Source organism: Bacterioplanoides sp., from assembly GCF_965219715.1.
GTDB lineage: Bacteria > Pseudomonadota > Gammaproteobacteria > Pseudomonadales > Oceanobacteraceae > Bacterioplanoides.
Window position 1 is genome coordinate 1,930,598 of record NZ_OZ244785.1, and the last position, 20,262, is coordinate 1,950,859.

18 protein-coding genes are annotated in these 20,262 nt (G+C 49.6%); 11 read left to right on the plus strand and 7 right to left on the minus strand.

What is annotated here, in order from left to right; genetic code table 11:
- Nucleotides 1–74 precede the first annotated feature (74 nt).
- Complete coding sequence (locus tag ACOQOZ_RS09250) at nucleotides 75–668, plus strand: hypothetical protein (RefSeq protein WP_420591981.1); 594 nt, start codon at nucleotides 75–77, stop codon at nucleotides 666–668.
- Between the two features lie 41 nt (nucleotides 669–709).
- Here ACOQOZ_RS09250 and ACOQOZ_RS09255 read toward each other — a convergent pair whose 3' ends face one another.
- Nucleotides 710–1,546, minus strand: coding sequence for a sugar nucleotide-binding protein (locus ACOQOZ_RS09255; protein ID WP_420591982.1), 837 nt, complete (start codon nucleotides 1,544–1,546; stop codon nucleotides 710–712).
- A 114-nt stretch (nucleotides 1,547–1,660) separates the two neighbouring features.
- Between ACOQOZ_RS09255 and ACOQOZ_RS09260 the strand changes: the two genes are divergently transcribed.
- The gene (locus tag ACOQOZ_RS09260; RefSeq protein ID WP_420591983.1) at nucleotides 1,661–3,481 is read left to right on the plus strand and encodes a sensor domain-containing diguanylate cyclase; all 1,821 of its coding nucleotides are present in this window, start codon (nucleotides 1,661–1,663) and stop codon (nucleotides 3,479–3,481) included.
- A 6-nt stretch (nucleotides 3,482–3,487) separates the two neighbouring features.
- Here the strand turns inward: ACOQOZ_RS09260 and ACOQOZ_RS09265 are convergent, their stop codons facing one another.
- Entirely contained in the window at nucleotides 3,488–3,862 is a 375-nt protein-coding gene (locus ACOQOZ_RS09265) for a hypothetical protein (RefSeq protein ID WP_420591984.1), read from the minus strand.
- A 188-nt stretch (nucleotides 3,863–4,050) separates the two neighbouring features.
- On the opposite strand from ACOQOZ_RS09265, the gene ACOQOZ_RS09270 reads away from it, so the two are divergent.
- On the plus strand, nucleotides 4,051–4,788 hold the full coding sequence (locus tag ACOQOZ_RS09270; protein WP_420591985.1) for a glutathione peroxidase: 738 nt from the start codon (nucleotides 4,051–4,053) through the stop codon (nucleotides 4,786–4,788).
- Nucleotides 4,789–4,794: 6 nt separating this feature from the next.
- Here ACOQOZ_RS09270 and ACOQOZ_RS09275 read toward each other — a convergent pair whose 3' ends face one another.
- Complete coding sequence (locus ACOQOZ_RS09275; protein ID WP_420591986.1) at nucleotides 4,795–5,895, minus strand: GGDEF domain-containing protein; 1,101 nt, start codon at nucleotides 5,893–5,895, stop codon at nucleotides 4,795–4,797.
- A 147-nt stretch (nucleotides 5,896–6,042) separates the two neighbouring features.
- Entirely contained in the window at nucleotides 6,043–7,527 is a 1,485-nt protein-coding gene (glpK, locus tag ACOQOZ_RS09280; RefSeq protein WP_420591987.1) for a glycerol kinase GlpK, read from the minus strand.
- 141 nt (nucleotides 7,528–7,668) lie between these two features.
- Here glpK and ACOQOZ_RS09285 point away from each other — a divergent pair, with 141 nt between their 5' ends.
- Together ACOQOZ_RS09285 and ACOQOZ_RS09290 are read left to right on the plus strand one after the other, a co-directional pair.
- Nucleotides 7,669–9,219: a methyl-accepting chemotaxis protein gene (locus ACOQOZ_RS09285; protein WP_420591988.1), complete on the plus strand. Its 1,551-nt coding sequence runs from the start codon at nucleotides 7,669–7,671 to the stop codon at nucleotides 9,217–9,219.
- 40 nt (nucleotides 9,220–9,259) lie between these two features.
- The gene (locus ACOQOZ_RS09290; RefSeq protein ID WP_420591989.1) at nucleotides 9,260–10,192 is read left to right on the plus strand and encodes a LysR family transcriptional regulator; all 933 of its coding nucleotides are present in this window, start codon (nucleotides 9,260–9,262) and stop codon (nucleotides 10,190–10,192) included.
- A 190-nt stretch (nucleotides 10,193–10,382) separates the two neighbouring features.
- On the opposite strand, the gene ACOQOZ_RS09295 is transcribed toward ACOQOZ_RS09290, so the two are convergent.
- On the minus strand, nucleotides 10,383–11,891 hold the full coding sequence (locus ACOQOZ_RS09295) for an ATP-binding protein (protein WP_420591990.1): 1,509 nt from the start codon (nucleotides 11,889–11,891) through the stop codon (nucleotides 10,383–10,385).
- 76 nt (nucleotides 11,892–11,967) lie between these two features.
- Nucleotides 11,968–12,708, minus strand: coding sequence for a response regulator (locus ACOQOZ_RS09300; protein ID WP_420591991.1), 741 nt, complete (start codon nucleotides 12,706–12,708; stop codon nucleotides 11,968–11,970).
- Nucleotides 12,709–13,106: 398 nt separating this feature from the next.
- Here ACOQOZ_RS09300 and nrdA point away from each other — a divergent pair, with 398 nt between their 5' ends.
- The 6 genes from nrdA (at nucleotide 13,107) to ACOQOZ_RS09330 (ending at nucleotide 19,078) form a co-directional block, all read left to right on the plus strand.
- A complete protein-coding gene (nrdA, locus tag ACOQOZ_RS09305; RefSeq protein ID WP_420591992.1) occupies nucleotides 13,107–15,380 on the plus strand; it encodes a class 1a ribonucleoside-diphosphate reductase subunit alpha in 2,274 nt (757 codons plus the stop codon).
- Nucleotides 15,381–15,468: 88 nt separating this feature from the next.
- Nucleotides 15,469–16,599 carry a class Ia ribonucleoside-diphosphate reductase subunit beta gene (gene nrdB, locus ACOQOZ_RS09310; protein WP_420591993.1) on the plus strand — a complete coding sequence of 377 codons (1,131 nt, stop codon included), beginning with the start codon at nucleotides 15,469–15,471 and terminating at the stop codon, nucleotides 16,597–16,599.
- A gap of 34 nt (nucleotides 16,600–16,633) precedes the next feature.
- The gene (gene yfaE, locus ACOQOZ_RS09315; RefSeq protein WP_420591994.1) at nucleotides 16,634–17,116 is read left to right on the plus strand and encodes a class I ribonucleotide reductase maintenance protein YfaE; all 483 of its coding nucleotides are present in this window, start codon (nucleotides 16,634–16,636) and stop codon (nucleotides 17,114–17,116) included.
- Nucleotides 17,117–17,245: 129 nt separating this feature from the next.
- Nucleotides 17,246–17,524, plus strand: a complete 279-nt coding sequence (locus tag ACOQOZ_RS09320) for a hypothetical protein (protein ID WP_420591995.1) — start codon at nucleotides 17,246–17,248, stop codon at nucleotides 17,522–17,524.
- Nucleotides 17,525–17,627: 103 nt separating this feature from the next.
- Nucleotides 17,628–18,107: a thioredoxin-dependent thiol peroxidase gene (gene bcp, locus ACOQOZ_RS09325; protein ID WP_420591996.1), complete on the plus strand. Its 480-nt coding sequence runs from the start codon at nucleotides 17,628–17,630 to the stop codon at nucleotides 18,105–18,107.
- Nucleotides 18,108–18,175: 68 nt separating this feature from the next.
- Nucleotides 18,176–19,078, plus strand: coding sequence for a hypothetical protein (locus tag ACOQOZ_RS09330; RefSeq protein WP_420591997.1), 903 nt, complete (start codon nucleotides 18,176–18,178; stop codon nucleotides 19,076–19,078).
- Nucleotides 19,079–19,086: 8 nt separating this feature from the next.
- Here the strand turns inward: ACOQOZ_RS09330 and ACOQOZ_RS09335 are convergent, their stop codons facing one another.
- Entirely contained in the window at nucleotides 19,087–20,094 is a 1,008-nt protein-coding gene (locus ACOQOZ_RS09335; RefSeq protein WP_420591998.1) for an AraC family transcriptional regulator, read from the minus strand.
- Between the last annotated feature and the right edge of the window lie 168 nt (nucleotides 20,095–20,262).

The window sequence follows — 20,262 nt, forward strand, 5'->3', positions numbered from 1 at the left end:
AAAATCTGTCAGCTTCGATTAGTATGTAAAGAAAAAACTCCAAGCGGAAACGCTGGTGGAAGGGGTGGAACCGAATGAATATCACAGCAAATCAACAAAATGCCGACCTGGTCTGGGACTTACAGAAGTTAACCCAGCATCAGCGCGCCATGAATTTCGTTAAACAGTTTGAAAACCGCCTGTGTGTGTTCTCTGGTTCTGTTAAACAGCTGTATACCAACTACAGTATCTTTTTCCCGGAAGAAGCTAACCGCCAAATGGTTATCCTGCCGGACCCATATGCTTTCCACGATACTTTCAGCCATCTGAGCGCTGACGCTGTTCAGGCGACTGGGCTGCATGTTATCCCTGGTAACCTGATCGGTAAGCAGGGTTTGTATCTGGTGATTTCCCACAAGAATAAGAACGTACGCTCTGTGCCTATCCCATTCCAGGAAGGTATGCGTCAGATTCTGCGTCGTTCAAACAGTGACGATCCATTCCTGCCAGTACTGATGAAAGGTGATTTACGAGAGTTCAACGACAAGCTGCCTTGTCTGCACCTGAACCGTTTGCGTCTGAAAGAGCTGAAATCGTTATCCAGCCTGGAACGTGAAGGTATTCGTACGGTGATCACTGATAAGCTGATGGCTCTGTATCAGGAATCGACCGCACTGAATCTGGCTTGATCATCAAGCCAGACACTCTCCCCCCAATTAATGAGCCGCCTCTAGCTCTGAGTCGACTCATCCACCCGGTAGTAACGCTTCAATAATCGACCAACACTCTGGCGCCATGCCTTTTCTTTGATACCAAAGGTGTGGAACAACAACGTGTTGTCAGAACAAACACTCCATAATTCCGGCATCATCCCACCTTCCTGAGATTTCAGCTCCAGCTGCGACAGATCTTCAAACTGCCCGGCCTGCGCCAGAATCACTTCGGCAAAGGCATAAGCTGAGACAGGCTCAACACCACTGAAGTGGTAAGTGCCAAACAAGTCATCGCTGCACACCACCTGACGAATCATCGCCAGAATCACATCCGCAACGTCATCGGCTGGAGTTGGGTCAAACAGTCGTTGCATATCAACATCAAGCTGTTGCTGCTGACGGGCATGCGCCAACAACTGACTGGAGAAATCGTCCCCCTGCAATGACAACAGTTGTCCTGCCCGCAGGATGACATACTGCTCGCTCTGACGGGCCTGCTCTTCAAGCTTCAATAATGCCTGAGCCAACTCTCCTTCTGCGAACTCAGTCGATGCTTCGGTAACGACGGAATCAGCTCGGTACGGAAATACCATCAGTGAGGAAAGCAATACCACACAAGCGTCTATTTCCCGCGCCCGCTCCAGCCAGTAAGCAGCATGATCAATGCTGTCGTTCTGAAGCGCAGGAACAATCACAAAGAAAGGACGTCCGCCCGGCGTTACCGGCAGCTTGTCGCGGCTCTCCAGTGCGATGCTTTTATACATCAGCCCCTGGCCACTCAGACTGCGCGCCAGGTACTGGCCTACAGGCTGTTCGGCGCCAATTACAAATGTCTGAAAACTGCTGCTAGTCACTGTTGATATCCACTCTGTTGCTATTGCTGTGAACCATAAACCAGGCGCCAAGTCAGGGTCAATGTCAGAAATGCCGTCTATACTGGCTCTGAGAACATCAGTTAACGCGCGTTTATGTCACTTCCCTCCCGACTCATTCTGTTGCTTGCACTTGTGGCCAGCGGAGCATTCGCAGCCAGCTTATTACCATCCGGTGACTGGCCAAACAAACACGATTCGGTATTTGCTGAGGTATTTCATTCAAGCCAAAACCTCAATCTGCAACAAACGCTGCAACTCCCGGAAGACGCCTGGCAACAAATTGATGCTAAGGGCATCAACTTTGGCTTCAGCGAACACACTTTCTGGTTTCGGCTCAACATTAAAGATCTGGCATTGGATCGCGCGGATGACTGGATGCTGGAGCTGAAATACCCGCTGCTCGATCAACTCTCTTTATTTGTTGTCGCCCAGGATCAAGCTCAACAAACGTTTGTAACCGGAAACAATCTGCCGTTTGCCAGCAGGCCGGTAGCCGTCCCTGAGTTTGTTTTTCCTCTCAGTGGTCTGCAGCAAGCTGACTGGATCTATATCAAGGTAAAATCCGATAGCTCAATTCAGCTGCCCATCAGCCTCTACAAAGAAAACAGCTACTGGCAGCAACGACTGGCTTTTGTCACTTTTGATGCTGCTTTCTATGCTGTTCTGGCGTCAATGGTGATTTATAACCTGCTGATTTACGCCTTCTCCCGCGACAGTATTTTCCTGATCTATTCGATCACGATTGGCTCATTTGCCTTATTAATGGCGTCCATGCATGGCTGGACATTTGCGTTGCTGTGGCCCAACGCCCCTGCGCTGAACGATCGGATGCTGTTACTCTCCCTGGCTGCAACAGCCAGCTGTATGGCTTATTTCGGCATCACTTTTTTACGCCTGAAAAATCTGAGCCGGAAAACCTACCGCATATTTATCGCCTACATCTCACTGGCAATCATCGCTGCCATTGCTTCATTTTTTGTACCTTATCCCTGGATGATACGGGCTCTGGCGGCTTTGGCCGTCGTGATGAGTCTGTCGGCCCTGGTTAATGGCGCTTATCTCTGGCATACCACACGCTCACGTGATGTGCTGCTGTTCTTTCTGGCCTTCAGCCTGCTGATTTTTGGCTTCCTGATTTATTCACTGCAAAAGTTTGGCGTCGTCCCGGTTACCTTACTGACCGAACATGCCATTGAAATCGGCAGTATGGCCCAGGTTATCCTGCTGGCATTGAGTCTGGCCGAGCGCCATAACCGCGAGCGTCATGCACTGATGGCAGCACAGGATGTGATTATTAATATGCAGCGTGAAGCCAATGAAGTGCTGGATCAGAAGGTGAAAGAACGAACGCAAGATCTGGAAAAGGTTAACCACCGCTTACAACAGGAGTCGACCACAGACGCACTAACGCAGATACGTAATCGGCGCTGCTTTGATCAGCAGTTCTATACTCTGTTTCATGACGCTTACCGGGAGAAAACACCGCTTTCGTTGCTACTCATCGATATCGACCACTTTAAACAATTCAATGACAACCACGGCCATCAGATCGGTGATCTGGTTTTACAGAAAGTAGCAACCACACTGGATAAAGTGATTAAACGGCCGATGGACGAGGTATATCGTTACGGTGGTGAAGAATTTGCGACCTTATTGCCGGATACGCCCGACGATGGCGCTGCACTCATTGCCGAGCAATTGCGACAACAGGTTGAGCGTCTGATCGTCCGTGATGGTAATAAAGAGCTGTCAGTCACCATCAGTATTGGTTTTCACTCTCAGGTTCCAACCGACCCGGAACAACTGCATCAACATTATGATTTAGCCGATCAGGCCCTGTATCTGGCCAAACACGATGGCAGAAATTGTGTTCGCGGCAGTCACAGCTTAATGCCATCAGAGGAGCTGGGATAACCAGTTTTAACCCAGCGGCAGACGCAGAATTTCGTTACGATTAGCTAACGCATCCTGCTTAGAGGGGAACATCTGGATATCATTCAGAGTAATCAACAACACCCGTTCTGAGCTCAGGCCGACATAGCCAGCACGGTGCTCCTGCAAATAACAGCCATTTTCAAGGCTCAGCTGAAACTCGGATGGAATCACGACACTACCGTGCAGGCCATTGCCTAACTCATCAGCAACATCTTCAATACGGCCGAACAAAGCCAGTGCGTCATCGCTGATAGCCAGCACCTGGCCGTTAATCAGTTGCGCCAGATCGGCTTGCTTTCCTGAAGCCAGTTTTCCCTGTTCGACGCTCTGAATCAGATCTGAGCTGTTTTCAATTAACATTTTGATACCCAATCGATTTGAGCGGCGGATTATACCCTTAGTGCCTCGTTGGCGGAATCCGGGTTAGAATCATAGATAGCTATTTTCTTAAAAACCCATCGAATTAATTTATTTTACCAATACACAAACTATCAACCATACTAAACCCATCAAATTAATCACATGGATTTACTCCCGAGGAAAACAGCATGTCAGCATTAGAAAATAAAGAAGGCCAAACCGTCCCATCCGTTAGCTGGCCAACCCGCTCTGGTGACGATTGGCTTACGGTAACCAGCGATGAAATCTTCAAAGGAAAAACGGTTGTCGTGTTTTCCTTGCCCGGTGCATTCACTCCAACCTGCTCAAGCACACACCTGCCACGTTACAACGAATTGGCCAAAGTGTTTGCGGCCAATGGCGTTGATGAAATTGTCTGCGTCAGTGTTAACGATACGTTCGTGATGAATGCCTGGGCAGCTGACCAGGAGTCTGAAAACATTCGTATGATTCCTGATGGTAATGGCGACTTCACTGACGGCATGGGTATGTTGGTTGATAAAGCAGAGCTTGGATTCGGCAAACGCAGCTGGCGCTATAGCATGCTGGTGAAGGATGGGGTTGTCGAAAAAATGTTTATCGAACCACAAAAGCCAGGTGACCCGTTTGAAGTATCGGACGCCGATACGATGCTGAACTACATCAACGCAAATGCTGAGTTGCCGCAGTCCGTATCCATCATTACCAAACCAGGCTGCCCATTCTGCGCCAAAGCCAAAGATGACCTGAAAGCTGCCGGTCTGGAGTACGAAGAACTGTTGATGGGTCGTGATGCGAGCATCACGTCACTGCGCGCGATGACAGGTCGTGAGACCGTACCTCAGGTATTTATCGCCGGACAACACATCGGCGGCAGCGAGGAGTTAGCCGCTCACCTCGCGAAGTAATTGACCTCAGGAGATGGTTTCCGTGAATAACGGCATCTCCACCGGTTCCATTTTGACCCGGTTGCGACCGGCACGCTTTGCTTCGTAAAGCAGCCGGTCGGCGCGGTTAAGTAACTCTTCACAATCTTCCCCGGGATGGAATTGGGCAACACCAATTGAAACAGTAAGGGGAATATTCACTTCCGAAAACCCTTTCTCAGTCACTCTGACACGAATACGATCCAACACCCGACCAGCATCTTCCAGCGCCAAACCACTGAGCAGCAGCACAAACTCTTCACCACCGTAACGCGCCGCCAGATCCACTTCACGAATCGACATTTTTAACTGCAATGAAAGTTCCGCCAGGACCTGATCACCGATGCGGTGACCATGAACATCATTAATCTGTTTAAAGTGATCAATATCGACAAACGCCAACACAAATGGCAGCCCTTCGCGATTGGCTAAGGCTCGCTGTTTTTCCAGCGTACGAATCAGATAACGGCGGTTGTACAACCCCGTCAGCTCATCGGTAATCGCCAGTTCTTCAATCCGTGCCATAGCACGGCGTAACTCGCTGTTTTTGCGCTTATAGGCATCCCGCAAAATGGTAAATTCACGACCGATAACGGTGTACGCCATAATGCAGGCAAGAAAGGTAATACCAAGAAAAGCCTCCAACTCAGGAATCCACAAGCCACCACCACTGTGCTGCAGATACAGCACCACACCGGTGTAACAACTCATAGCGAACAGACAAATTCCAAGATATTCCTTCCAGCTCAGGCGAAATACACCAAACGGCATTACCGCCAGGTAGGCCAGCATCAATACCGGGCGCAGCTCTTTGGCATACAGCAGCATCACGGAGATATACAGGATACTCCAGAGCATAAAAGGTAAAGTGAGGCTGGGGTCAGAAAAGCGTCGGCTGCGGCCGCTGATTACCCAATAGAGCATCAGCAGGTGGACACTCCAGTAGCTGCAGAAGATCACCACCAGCTGCGCAAACGTCAACTGAGTGAGCTGCAGAAAATAACCCAACAATAACAACAGGCTGAATATGGCTGAAGCTGCCGTAGCCAAACCATGGCGACGGGTTATGTCTTTATGAAGCTGTCCCACGAGTGCATCCCATGCATAAGAACAAGCCGCCGATTATAGTGATTAAAAACTATACGGCTATGTCATATTACGTAAAGTTACCAAACTCCAGATTGTCATTACCAATCCGGAGTTGGTGTTTATTCAATATGACTAATATCCGTATTTTTACTGCTGCGTACGCACCCGGTTGATCGCTTCCTGCCAACCGCGATACAAGCGCTCACGAGTGTCATCGTCCAGTTGCTGAGCAAACTCCTGTTCGTGTACCCATAAGGTTGCGACGTCTTCCAGGCTGTCAAAGATACCCACCTGTAAACCTGCCAGGAATGCAGCGCCCAAAGCCGTTGTTTCAGTTACTTGCGGGCGGGTAATGTTCAGCGCCAGAGTGTCTGACAGGAATTGCATCAGCCAGGAATTCACCACCATACCGCCGTCGACTCTCAGCTCGGCGGGTTTTACCCCATCTTTTGCCATCGCCTCTAACAGGTCACGGGTCTGATAACACACGGCCTGCAAACCCGCGGTCACAATTTCTTTAATGCCGGTATCCCGGGTTAAGCCCATGATGGCGCCTTTCGCTTGTGGATCCCAGTAAGGAGCACCAAGACCAGCAAAAGCAGGCACCATATAAACCGGGTTGTCGTAACCGGTTTGTTCCGCCAGAGGCTGAGTCTCTTTGGCATTATCAATCAACTGCAGGCCGTCACGAATCCACTGAATCGTGGCACCCGCCATAAAGATTGAGCCTTCCAGGGCGTAGGTGGTTTTACCATCGATACGATAGCCCACTGTCGTTAACAAACGACTGGTTGACTGCAGCGCCTGCTCGCCGGTATTCATCACCATAAAGCATCCGGTGCCATACGTGCTTTTCGCCATTCCTGGCTTGAAGCAGGCCTGACCAATTAACGCTGCCTGCTGGTCTCCGGCAATACCACCAATGGTAATTTCAGCGCCAAACAACGCTTGCTGTGTTTTACCGAAATCCGCTGCGCTGTCTTTCACTTCCGGCAATATCGCTTTTGGCACCCGGAACAATTCGAGCAGCTCGTCATCCCACTGCTGGTTGTGGATATCGAACACCAGCGTTCTTGACGCATTGGTTGCATCTGTCGCATGGCTTTTACCACCGGTCAGTTGCCACAATAAATAAGTGTCGACGGTACCGAATGCCAGTTCACCTTTTTCGGCACGCTCTCTGGCGCCATCGACGTGATCAAGAATCCAGGCAATTTTACTGGCCGAAAAATACGGATCGAGCAATAAGCCGGTTTTTGCAGCGACTTTGTCTTCCAGGCCCTGATCTTTTAACGCCTGACATTGCTCTGCAGTACGGCGGTCCTGCCAGACAATTGCCGGATATATCGGTTCACCGCTGGCACGATCCCATACCAGTGTGGTTTCGCGTTGGTTGGTGATGCCAATTGCAGCAATCTCTGAAGCATCACAGCCAAGCTCACTGATCGCGCTTTGGGCACTGGAGAGCGTGGTTTGCCAGATTTCAGCCGGGTTATGTTCAACCCAACCTGGTTGTGGAAAGTGCTGAGTAAATTCCTGTTGACCAGTGGCCAGAATTTCACCTTTATCGGAGAAAATAATTGCGCGGGAGCTGGTTGTACCCTGATCCAGGCTCAGTAAATAACGTGGCATGAGTATGTTCCTGTTTATTTTGATTCGAATGTTACTGCTAAGCCTTTGAGCAACCAAGTTTTTCTGTATGCTCAACTCCTGTTCAGGAAAAAACCGCTAATTCAGCTATATTAGTTAGCAGTATATTTTTTGAGCAAAAGCATGCGAAATAACCAACCAATTACTCAACAAGCAGTGCAGTTAAAAGATGGCTGCCACCTGGTGTCTTCCACTAATCTGAAAGGCGTCATTACTCACTGTAATCGCCACTTTGTCGATATCAGCGGTTTCTCCAGTGACGAGTTAATTGGCAGCCCTCACAACCTCGTGCGTCATCCGGATATGCCACCCGCCGCCTTCGATGACATGTGGAATACGCTGAAAGATGGCCGCCACTGGATTGGCATTGTCAAAAACCGTTGTAAAAATGGTGATCACTACTGGGTTGATGCTTATGTGACACCGCTTTACGACCAGGGAAAGGTCGTTGGTTATGAATCTGTGCGGGTTAAGCCTTCAGCGCAACAAGTAGAACGTGCCGAGATAGCTTACCGCCGGATTAATCAGGGAAAAGCGCCTATTCCCAGCAGTTCGAACATTAAACCTTATGCCATGCTATATGCTCCCTGGCTGCTGGTCCTGGCAGCTCTGATCATTGGCTCCGCCGGGCCTTTGATAACGGCCCTGGCTTTTGTGGCCAGCCTGTTTTCGCTCTGGTTAAGCCGCTTTCAAATGAACAGTATCAGTGAGAAAGCACGTCGGGTTGCCGACACCCGCCTGATGACCTGGATTTATACCGGTCGAACCGATGTCTGTGGTGACATTGAATTTGCCTTGCATACCATGGACCGCCGCTTACAAACGGTACTGGTCAGAGTCGCCGACAACACCGAACGGCTACAAGCGGCTACCAGTAATACGGTAAAACTGTCGAGTGACACCCTGAGCCGGGTGAAACAGCAACACACCTATACCGTCGAAGTTGAACGTACCAGTCAGGAAATACAGACTGCTGCCGACAAGCTGGCTGAAAACAATCAGCAATCCAGTGATGCCAGCAACACGGCTTCTTCCACCGCTCAACGCGGCCAGAATAATATCAACGATATGATGAACCAAACCGGAACACTTCAGCAGGAGTTAAAAACTACTGCCAGTGCCATTGAAGATCTGGCTGAAGAAACCCTGGCGGTTAATCGTTTTCTGCAAGCGATCAGCGATATTGCCGAGCAGACCAACCTGCTGGCATTAAACGCAGCGATCGAAGCGGCGCGCGCTGGCGAACAAGGCCGGGGGTTCGCCGTTGTTGCCGATGAAGTACGCACCCTGGCACAGCGTGCTCAGGAATCTGCCGGCGAAATTCAGACCATCGTTAACGGCCTTAACCAACACAGTGAACACGCAGTTAAGGCGATGAAGAAAGGCCAGGAATCAACCGCTCAGACGCTGGCCAACGCCCAGCAAGTTACCGAGGTCTTTTCGACCATTAACAATGAATTGGCCGATATTCAGCAAATTGCCGGTGCCAATAGCGTGGCGGTTGATCAGCAGAATTCAGCGGCTAATGATATTTCTCAACATTTGTTACAACTGGAAGGGCTGTCGGACGAAGCTGAAAAGCTGGCGCAAGACATGAATGGCCATTGTGATGAGCTGTCTTCACTGATGGAAGAACAAAGTAATATTATTCGCCGCTTCCAACAGGGGTTATGAAGGAATAACATATAAAGCTGGAAAAAGCTGAGAGTTACTCATGTCCTTATTGGATATCAAACACCTGCGCACGCTCACCGCGCTGCGTGATGGCGGAACGCTGGTTGAAGCTGCCCGCCGCTTGCATCTGACACAGTCTGCCCTGTCACACCAGCTGAAAGACCTGGAAGAGCGCATTGGCGTATCGTTATTCTTACGTAAAACCAAACCGTTACGCTTTACCCGTGCCGGTTTGGAATTGTTACAACTCGCCGATCAGGTATTACCTCAAGTCCAACATACCGAACGTAACCTGAAAAAACTGGCTGGAGGAGATGTTGGTCGCTTACACATGGCCATCGAATGCCACAGCTGTTTCGAGTGGCTGATGCCTGCCATCAATGGTTTTCGCGACCACTGGCCTGAAGTCGAGATCGACCTGAGCACCAGTTTCAACTTTGAGCCCATTCCGGCACTCATCCGCGGCGACATAGACCTGGTCGTTACCTCAGACCCACAAGCCCACAGCGATGTTCATTACCAGCCGCTGTTTCGCTACCAGTCGCTGTTAGCCATCGCCAATCAGCATCCACTGACGCGTCAAAGCCGTATCGTGCCAATCGACCTGCAGCAGGAAACTCTGATTCACTACCCGGTGGATAGAAAGCGTCTGGATATCTTTGAACGCTTCCTGACGCCACATGGTATTGAGCCACAAATGACGCGGCAGACAGAGTTAACATTGATGATGGTGCAGCTGGTTGCCAGTGGCCGTGGTGTTGCCTGTTTACCAAACTGGGCATTACAGCCATATCTGGACGCCAGCCTGATTACCAGCAGACCGCTAGGAGACGAAGGCGTTTGGCCAACACTGTACGCTGCCATCCGAAAAGAACAGGCAGACACGTCTTATATTCAGGATTTCCTGCAACAGGCGTTGGAAAGCAGCTTTAAACATTTATCCGGCATTTTACCGGCTGAAGAGCAGAATTGATTAACGAAGGTAAATGGCAGGCATAAAAAAAGGGCCTGAAATTCAGGCCCCAAAAAGCGAATTTCTTCGCTACATTCTCACCACGTCTCCTAGGGATACGCAGGAGCTATAGTGCCGTTAATACTGTGCACGGTCTGTAGCAAATACGTTTTCAAATGTAACCTTTTGTGTTTTCAGCTTAACTGAACTGTTACTCCTGATGCCTTCTTGGCCAGATAAGACTAAATCTGGCGCCACCTAAAGCATCACTGCGGGAAACCATCGCGCGGCCACCATGCCAATAAGCAATACGGCGCACAATTGATAGCCCAAGGCCATAACCACCCGAGGCACGGGTGCGGCTGTCGTCCAGCCGCGCGAAGGCGGTAAACACGCGATCCCACTCTTCTTCAGGAATACCCGGGCCATCATCTTCCACATCAACGCGGCAAGTATCGGTACCAACGGTACAGTTCACCTGAACCCGAGAGTTAGCGTAACGACCGGCATTCCCCACCAGATTCTGAATGGCCCGGTGAACATAACGTGGTTCAACTTCCGCCATATGACTGCTGTCGGGCTCAACCCCAACATAACCCACCGTTACTTTTTCCGGCGGTCGTGCCTCTTCAACTACCTGTAATGCAATATCGGCAATGTTGGCCTTCTGGAAATCAAGGATTGGCCCCCCTTCTTCCAGTCGGGCATAGGTAAGAATCTCATCAATCAGTTCATCCAGCTCCTGGATATCCGAATCCATCCCCTTCAGCTGTTTCGCAACAAACGGATCGTCAAACACAGTATCTTCGATAATCTGCACACCGAAACGGATACGCGCAACCGGCGTTCTTAACTCATGGGATACAGCACGCACCATCTCCCGCTGAATCGAGATCAGACGCTGAATGTGCTCCGCCATTTTATTAAAAGCCTGGCCAAGACGGCTGACAGGATCAGCGGCAGTAACAGCAACCCTGGCATTAAGATGCCCCTGCGCCAGTCGGCTGGTCGCCTGTTCGAGTTTACGTAAACGCGTTTCGAAAGAGTTCACCACCCAATAAACCCCAAGTCCAATCAGCATAATACCGATGGTGGCGATCACTGCGATGGCCTGCCAGGAATAGGGATTAAACGCATTAATTGGCCCGACGACCAAAGCACGCTCTTCGCCGGGCAGCTTAGCTAACGCTTCGGCTCTGTTACCCTCAATCGATATCCGTACCAGGATATCGCCGTACAGCATCCGGCCTTTATCGGTTTCAGTCAGATTAAGCTGATCATAAGGGAGTGCTTTCAGCGGGAAGCCAAATTGCGGCTGCACCTGCTTCAGGAAGGTTTCAATATCCAGCCCGCTGCGGCGGAAATCCTGCATTAACAGAAACGCAGCGGCCTGGGCCTGAATATCCGTCACCGCATTCAGCTCGATATCCAGTACCCTCTGCTGACTCAGATCTTTGAGCAGCCGTACGCTGCGGCCATCGTTGGTGCGAAAAATCAGTACCTGACCACGAATCAGCCGATGAATCTGATAATCGTCGAGATCGGTGCGTGCTTCCGCCAATGGCAAAATCTGCATATCAGCATCAAACAATGCCGATAACTCCTGCAACGCGGCGGGATTTTCTTCCAGCCGCTGGGCCAGCATAAACAAGCTGCCACTGACGATGTCTTCGTTGAATTGTGCCGTACGGACAAAGTTAACCAGCTGCAGCGCAGCCATGCATAAGAACCCCACCACCAGCAGGGCTGCTAACAGTCCGGAATAAACCCGTATAAAGATACGCTGTCTCCCGCGCTCAGATTTCCTTCACGAACAGATAACCCTTGGAACGTACGGTTTTGATACGTTTCGGGTTCATCGGATCATCGCCGACTTTCGGACGAATACGCGAGACACGTACATCAATGGAGCGATCCTGGCCGTCATACTCAATGCCACGCAGCTGATGGAAAATCTCTTCCCGGGTCAGTACACGTCCGGCACTGGAGCTGAGCAACCACAATAAATCGAATTCTGCGCTGGTCAGGTCGATGCTCTGGCCGTCCAGCCAGGCTTCGCGCATGGCGTTATCCACCACCAGATTGCCGAAGGTAAGACGGTTATCACCACCGGCTTCAATTTCTTCCTGCTCCGGTTCTTCTTTAACGCGGCGCAACAAGGCACGAATACGCGCCAACAGCACACGTGGACGAACTGGTTTAGCGACGTAATCGTCCGCTCCCATCTCCAGACCAAGCACCTGATCCAGGTCTTCCGTTCGGGCCGTTAACATCAGAATCGGGCCTTTATAGTAAGGACGCACGATGCGACATACCGCTAAGCCATCCTCTCCCGGTAGCATCAGATCCAGTACCACCAAATCTGGCTGTTCGGTTTTAATGCGCTCAATTGCGCGACTGCCATCCCCTTCTACTGAGACTTTTAAGCCATTACTTTCAAGATAATCTTTGGTGAGAGTTGCCAGGCGCTCATCGTCTTCGACGATCAGAATGCGCCAGTTCTCTTCTGGGTTTTGACCATTTTCTTGTTTCAACATGGTTCCTTACCAATCCTTAAATACTTCGCCCGTCGGCCATATAGCTATAACTTTAGACCTAGTTACGCTTTGTTGCATAGTAACGAAAAAACATTTGCTGATGATGTCATTTTAACGCCAAATCAGACACGACGACGGCTGCCCGAAAGAGTGAAAATGATGTCCACCAGCTACACACAAGTTATCCACATGTCATTTTTGCGACACACTATATATTGGGGTTGAAAACCCACTGTGACCGCATTATCTTGTGCTTCGCCCCTAAAAAATCTGTCGATAACTCAGTCACTTAGACCTTCCTCTACAGGCTTTTAGCCCAGGCGTCAACATCTATGGATTCACATTATTTCTATCAGGGATAGATGGAGTAGTTTCCCTTGAATACAGGCACAATCAGCATGAACAGTCAGCTCAAAGTCAGCAAACGTGACGGGCGTCAGGAAATTCTCGACCTCGAGAAAATTCACAAAGTAGTTACCTGGGCCGCCGATGGCCTGGACAAAGTGTCCGTTTCTGAAGTTGAGTTAAAAGCACATCTGCAGTTTTTTGATGGCATCCAGACTTCTGAAATTCACGAAACCCTGATCAAGGCCGCTGCCGACCTGATTTCTGAAGAAACACCGGATTACCAATATCTGGCTGCTCGACTGAATATTTTCCACCTGCGTAAAAAAGCTTACGGTCGCTTTGAGCCACCGGCGCTGTTTGACCATGTGAAGAAGATGGTGGAAGACCAGCGTTATGATCAGCACTTGCTGGAAGACTATACCGCTGAAGAATTTGCGGCGATGGACGAGTTTATCGATCACTCTCGTGATATGAACTTCAGCTATGCAGCCGTTAAGCAGCTGGAAGGCAAATACCTGGTACAAAACCGTGTAACTGGCGAAGTTTATGAAAGCGCCCAGTTCCTGTACGTGTTAATCGCTGCGTGCCTGTTCGCGTCTTACGATAAAGAACGTCGTCTGGATTACATCAAACGCTTCTACAACGCGGTATCCAGCTTCAAACTGTCATTGCCAACACCAATCATGGCCGGTGTTCGTACCCCAACCCGTCAGTTCAGCTCTTGTGTCCTGATCGAAGCGGGTGACAGCCTGGACTCGATTAATGCTGCAGCGGGAGCGATTGTTAAGTACGTATCGCAACGTGCTGGCATTGGCATCAATGGCGGCCGCATTCGCGCTCTGGGTAGCCCGATTCGTGGCGGCGAAGCTTTCCATACTGGTTGTATTCCGTTCTATAAGCACTTCCAGACTGCCGTTAAGTCCTGCTCCCAGGGCGGTGTTCGTGGTGGAGCAGCCACCCTGTTCTACCCGATGTGGCACCTGGAAGTTGAAAGCCTGCTGGTACTGAAAAACAACCGTGGTGTTGAAGAAAACCGCGTACGTCACCTCGACTACGGCGTACAAATCAACAAAACCATGTACGAGCGCCTGATCAAAAACGGCAACATTACCCTGTTCTCACCATCAGATGTACCGGGTCTGTACGATGCCTTCTTCGAAGATCAGGAACTGTTCGATCAGCTGTACGCTAAGTACGAAGCCGACGACAGCATTCGTAAACAAACGGTTAAAGCTGTCGACCTGTTCTCTGCCATGATGCAGGAACGTGCCAGCACTGGTCGTATCTACGTTCAGAACGTCGACCACTGTAATACCCACAGCCCGTTCAACCCGAAACGTGCTCCGGTTCGTCAATCTAACTTGTGTCTGGAAATTGCTCTGCCAACCAAGCCACTGGAAGAGATCAACGACGAAAACGGCGAAATTGCTCTGTGTACTCTGGCGGCCTTTAACTTAGGTACCGTCACTGATCTGGCTGAGCTGGAAGAATTGTCAGACCTGATTGTTCGTGCACTGGATAGCCTGCTGAGCTATCAGGATTACCCGGTAGCCGCGGCACAACGCGCCAGCCTGGGCCGTCGTACTCTGGGCGTTGGTGTGATTAACTATGCCTACTATCTGGCTAAGAACGGTGTTAAGTACTCAGACGGCAGCGCCAATGGCCTGACCCACCGTACTTTCGAAGCCATTCAATACTGGTTGCTGAAAGCCTCTAACCAGCTGGCGAAAGAACAAGGCAAATGTGAGCTGTTTGACGACACCACTTATGCCCAGGGCATTCTGCCAATCGACAGCTACAAGAAGGAAGTGGACAGCTTCTGTGATGAGGCGCTGCAGCTGGATTGGGAATCTCTGCGTAAGGAGATCCAGGAGCACGGTCTGCGTAACTCCACATTAACCGCATTAATGCCATCTGAGACCTCTTCTCAGATCAGTAACGCAACCAATGGTATCGAACCACCACGTGGTTATATCAGCGTTAAGCAGAGTAAAGACGGCATTCTGAAGCAGGTTGTACCTGACTACGACAAGCTGAAAAACAACTACGAGCTGCTGTGGCAAATCCCGGACAACCAGGGTTACCTGCAACTGGTGGGCATTATGCAGAAGTTTGTTGACCAGGCGATTTCTGCCAACACCAACTACGACCCTGCGCGCTTCGGTGGCAAGGTACCAATGCAGCAACTGCTGAAAGACCTGCTGACCGCTTATAAAAACGGCCTGAAAACTCTGTACTACCACAACACCCGTGATGGTATGGAAGACCCACAAGCGGTTGAAAAAGAAGATGATGGCTGTGAAGGCGGCGCTTGTAAGATCTGATTTCAAGTCAGATCTTCAAACTAATTAATGAGAGTAACCCGGTTACGCCGTATCATTGAATAACGGCGTAACCACTGAGAACACTGTAATGGCTTATACCACTTTTAACCGCAACGAATTTGATACGTTCGCCCAGCCAATGTTTTTTGGTGAGCAGGTGAACGTCGCGCGCTACGACCAGCAAAAACACAAAATTTTCGAAAATCTGATCGAAAAACAACTGTCTTTTTTCTGGCGTCCGGAAGAAGTGGATTTAACCAACGACCGTAAAGATTTCCTCGATCTGCCAGAGCACGAGAAACATATTTTTGTTTCTAATCTGAAATATCAGACGCTGCTGGATTCGGTTCAGGGGCGTTCGCCAAACGTTGCGTTATTGCCAGTGGTTTCATTGCCGGAGCTGGAAACCTGGATTGAAACCTGGTCGTTCAGTGAAACAATTCACAGCCGTTCTTACACCCATATCGTTCGTAATATCGTGCCAAATCCGGCCGAGATTTTTGATGACATCACTAAAAATGAACACATCACCAAACGTGCTGAGTCTGTGACTAAGCATTACGATGAGTTTATCGCGCTGTCGAATTATTACATTCAGCTGGGTGAAGGTACTCACACTATTAACGGTGAAACCATCGAGGTAAATCTGCGCGAGTTAAAGCGTCGTATGTACCGCATGATGATTTCCGTTAACGTATTAGAAGCGATTCGTTTCTATGTCAGCTTTGCTTGTTCTTTTGCATTTGCTGAACGTGCAAAAATGGAAGGTAACGCCAAGATCATTAAATTGATTGCCCGCGATGAAGCACTGCACTTAACCGGTACTCAGCATATCCTGCAAATTATGGCGCGTGGTAAAGACGATCCGGAATTTGCCGAAGTTGCTGAAGAATGTCGCGACGATATGGTCACTATTTTCCGCGAAGCTGCCGAGCAGGAAAAAGAGTGGGCCGAATATCTGTTTAAAGACGGCTCCATGATTGGTCTGAACAAAGACATTCTGTGTCAGTACGTGGAATACATTACTAACCAGCGTATTGGCGCATTAGGTTTTGATCCGATCTTCGAAACTAAAAACAACCCACTGCCGTGGATTAATGCCTGGTTAAACAGCGACAACGTTCAGGTTGCTCCTCAGGAAGCCGAAATCAGCTCCTACCTGGTAGGCGCGATCGACAGCGAGGTCGATACCAGCGACTTCGGCGACTTCGACCTGTAAACCGGACTTTTATCTTTAACGGGACACGAAACGGATGTCTGCTGCAGCCTTACACATGCCTGAAAATAAATCTGATGATTTCAAACTGACACCAGCCGCCGAGAGCGTTGGTGATCAGTTCGAGTTAGAAGCTTTAACGCCAGCTGCGGAAGATGCTGGTGTTCAGGGTGAGCTGTATCTGCCGGAAACCAATCCGGAACAGCCAGATGCAGACCCTCAGATCGAACTCGAAGGCATGGCCAAGCCGGTTTATGCCGTAGAGATTCAAAACAGTCTGAACAGTGACAGTACCCAGGCGGTTCAGTTTCAGCATGCTCACACACTGCTGGATTCGCTGGAAGCACAAAACGTCGAAGTGCATTATCAATGCCGTGAAGGCTACTGTGGCAGCTGCCGGGTACAGCTACTGGAAGGCGAAGTGCATTACAACGAAGAGCCGATGGCCTGGGTTAACGACGATGAAATCCTGCCTTGCTGCTGCATTCCAAAGTCGGATCTTAAAATCAAAATCGACTGAGCCTTATTCCCGCAATTTATGCAGGGCTAATTCCCTGCTGTAAATCAATTTCTTTTCCTCTTCCTTGATCTAACATCAAATTCGTCCTTAACAAACAAATTAACAACAAGTTAGAAAAGGGAACCCAGCATGTCTTATATCTGCATTACTCCGAATGTTGCCATGGTACGTATGAGCGCACGCGAGCACCTGGAAGAAATTCCTGGCGATTTCTACATCAACCTGAATACCCTGGTTGAAGCTCGCATGCGTCCGGTTCGCGCTGAACACGACGGTGACTTCTGCGCTGACGTATTACTGGTTATGGAAAATAAAACACACGAGTTCTTATTCCGTAACAGCCCGGCAGGCAATAAGGCTAAAGAAACACTGACTTCTTACCTGAAAGAGCAGTGTATTAACCTGTAACGGTTGCATCACAGCCGCAGGAAACCCTGATATTCCTGCGGTTGATTTCCCTTCTTTTTACGGTAGCCTTATTGTTTTATTCAAGTGAAAACAAGAGCACTGTATGAGCAAATTAAATCTGCCGGAAGTTGGTAAAGCGGCACCGGATTTCACTACCGTTGATCAGGATGGCAATACTGTTTCTCTGAAAGATTTCCGCGGCAAAACCGTCGTTCTTTATTTTTACCCCAAAGCAATGACCCCTGGCTGTACCGTCCAGGCACAAGGCATTCGTGATACCAAACCCGCTTTTGAAGATGCTAACACCGTGGTACTGGGTATCAGCCCGGATGAGCCGAAGCGTCTGGTGAAATTTATCGAAAAACACGAATTAAACTTCACACTTTTATCCGATGAAGAGCACAAAATCGCTGATGATTACGGCGTATGGGCGTTAAAGAAATTTATGGGTAAAGAGTACGAAGGTATCCACCGCCTGACCTTTATTATCGACGCGGAAGGCAAACTGGTGCATATCATGGAAAAGGTGAAAACCAAGAGCCACCACGATGATGTGCTAGAGATTCTGAAAAGCCTGCAATAACTCATACTGAGCTGAATACTCAAGCTTTATTCGCTTAAGCCGATACACGGACAATGAGAACCATCTTATTGTCCGTTTTTTTTTACATCCTATCGGTCCCGTGCCTGGCTGACCATATACTGGGCTGTGGCTCTGGGTTACTGCAATCCGAGATCCCAATCGTCGATAACCTGAAAGACACCTCTGACCGCTATCTAACGGCACAATGTTTTTTTACCCCAGCTCTGAAACCCGGAAAAAATACCTGGCTACTCTCCTTCCCGGCAATTCAATGGCAGCAATCCTCTCCCAGTAAGGTTTCACGTTCAGAACGCTCCGGCAAATATCAACGCTGGTTTATTGGCTGGCCACTGGCTCGATTACAGCAGCATCACCTGCTGTTTGAGGCTAATGGCGGTAGCCAGCAGTTAACCGGGGAATTCCGCCAAAACACCTTATGGACGCCCACCAATCAGGTGTTTGCAGCACAACAGAGTTTATTACTGAAGCAGACCAGGCGTCAGCTGGCACTGACATTAAAGATATTCCGCCCCTACTCCGTACTGAATCGTTTTAGTTTGCAGCACACACAGCTGCAGCAGCCTATCTCAATTAAGCAGCGCTCCCCTGCAAGCGCAGAGCTACTGACTCCGGTCAGAATTCAGCACTACTCGATTGTCATTGGCAACCAACAGCGATTGCGAGGCTGGAACTTCCCCTGGCAGTTCGCCCTTGGACACGGCACCTTCGAGGACGATAAAAATAACTACCTGGCGGACAATGGCCTGAGAAAAGGATTTAATTATCTTGCTTTTCATTTGGCTGGTAGCTATCGCTGGCGCTTCAGTCGTCAGCTGCAGGTTTCGACTGGCTATCAATTGAATTGGGAGTATTACGATTTCATCGATGCCCGCAAGGAAGACAGTTTACAAATCAGTGATTCGTCATCTGTTAAACAACAGATCAATGCCACACTGGAATGGCGTTTTTGAGCGGCAATTCATCCACGGCGCTGTTGTCGGTATTCAAGCGGCGACACCTGGTGCCAACGTTTAAAGGCACGACTAAAAGCACTGCTTTCGGCAAACCCCAGCTCCTCGCTGATCTGTGTCAGAGGTAAATCGCTATTGGCCAATAAATCACACGCTCTGCGTTTGCGCTCGTTTTCCAGTAACTGCTGAAAGCTGGTGTTCGATTCCTGCAGTTTCCGCTGTAATGTTCTTGGGCTCATGTGCAGCTCAGCAGCCACTTCATCGCGCTCCAGCGTTAGCGAAGGTGCCGAACGGATGATGTGTTCAACCACATTCGCTGCATCCGGCTGCTGCAATAATGCCAGTTGCTGTTCAAGCATTTGCTCATGCATCGCCGCCAGTTTGTCATCACTGAACGCCAGCGGCTCATCCAGTATTTCCGGCGAGAACACCAACGCATTGTGTTTAGCCCCAAAATGAATAGGGGCCTGAAAAATACGTTGATAGTTATCCAATGACTCAGGTTCCGGGTGAGTAAACTCAACACGGATAATTGGCAGTGATTTACACGCCAGCCAATTGGCAAAGCTGCGCAACAACACCATCACGGCATCAATCTGATGACGAATAAAATCCGGACGCTGTGGCAGATATACCAGCCCGGCTTCTTTATCGTCTTTGATCAGGCAATACTCACCGCCATCACTGACGACCCGCGTGTAGCGAATCGATTTTTCAAATGCAGCTTCCAGTGTTTCGCTATGCATCAGGCTGACAGCAAAAAGCTGAAAATGACTTGGCTTAACCTGCTCCCCCATCAACAAACCAAAATCCGTATTAGGCGACAACGACTCCATCGCCCGCCATATCTCCATGGTTTGCTCCAGGCTGATACGGGCGTATGGCTGATCCAGCAAGCTGGCCTCAATACCAGCTCGTTCCAGCAGCACAGTGCGATCAACTCCCTGGTGGTCAGCACCAAGCAGTAATGCATGTATCCATAAACTGGAAACGGTTTGGATATTGTTGCTAATCATCGGGATGTACAGCAGTTCCTGAGTAAATTACTGACGGCAGAGCGCCATCAGGGCAGATAAAATAACAAACCCACCGAGATCGGTAAAAGTTTCTTTCTTCAACTGACGCAGCATCACACCAGATAGTCAGGACAAACCGGGCTTTCTAAAAGAGTCGCAGCTACCTTA

What these genes read in the sequence shown, in the direction of transcription:
- ACOQOZ_RS09250 (WP_420591981.1), top strand. Translation starts at nt 75, where the DNA reads ATGAATATCACAGCAAATCAACAAAATGCCGACCTGGTCTGGGACTTA.
- ACOQOZ_RS09260 (WP_420591983.1), top strand. Translation starts at nt 1,661, where the DNA reads ATGTCACTTCCCTCCCGACTCATTCTGTTGCTTGCACTTGTGGCCAGC.
- ACOQOZ_RS09265 (WP_420591984.1), bottom strand. Translation starts at nt 3,862, where the DNA reads ATGTTAATTGAAAACAGCTCAGATCTGATTCAGAGCGTCGAACAGGGA.
- ACOQOZ_RS09270 (WP_420591985.1), top strand. Translation starts at nt 4,051, where the DNA reads ATGTCAGCATTAGAAAATAAAGAAGGCCAAACCGTCCCATCCGTTAGC.
- glpK (WP_420591987.1), bottom strand. Translation starts at nt 7,527, where the DNA reads ATGCCACGTTATTTACTGAGCCTGGATCAGGGTACAACCAGCTCCCGC.
- ACOQOZ_RS09285 (WP_420591988.1), top strand. Translation starts at nt 7,669, where the DNA reads ATGCGAAATAACCAACCAATTACTCAACAAGCAGTGCAGTTAAAAGAT.
- ACOQOZ_RS09290 (WP_420591989.1), top strand. Translation starts at nt 9,260, where the DNA reads ATGTCCTTATTGGATATCAAACACCTGCGCACGCTCACCGCGCTGCGT.
- ACOQOZ_RS09295 (WP_420591990.1), bottom strand. Translation starts at nt 11,891, where the DNA reads ATGGCTGCGCTGCAGCTGGTTAACTTTGTCCGTACGGCACAATTCAAC.
- ACOQOZ_RS09300 (WP_420591991.1), bottom strand. Translation starts at nt 12,708, where the DNA reads ATGTTGAAACAAGAAAATGGTCAAAACCCAGAAGAGAACTGGCGCATT.
- nrdA (WP_420591992.1), top strand. Translation starts at nt 13,107, where the DNA reads ATGAACAGTCAGCTCAAAGTCAGCAAACGTGACGGGCGTCAGGAAATT.
- nrdB (WP_420591993.1), top strand. Translation starts at nt 15,469, where the DNA reads ATGGCTTATACCACTTTTAACCGCAACGAATTTGATACGTTCGCCCAG.
- yfaE (WP_420591994.1), top strand. Translation starts at nt 16,634, where the DNA reads ATGTCTGCTGCAGCCTTACACATGCCTGAAAATAAATCTGATGATTTC.
- ACOQOZ_RS09320 (WP_420591995.1), top strand. Translation starts at nt 17,246, where the DNA reads ATGTCTTATATCTGCATTACTCCGAATGTTGCCATGGTACGTATGAGC.
- bcp (WP_420591996.1), top strand. Translation starts at nt 17,628, where the DNA reads ATGAGCAAATTAAATCTGCCGGAAGTTGGTAAAGCGGCACCGGATTTC.
- ACOQOZ_RS09335 (WP_420591998.1), bottom strand. Translation starts at nt 20,094, where the DNA reads ATGATTAGCAACAATATCCAAACCGTTTCCAGTTTATGGATACATGCA.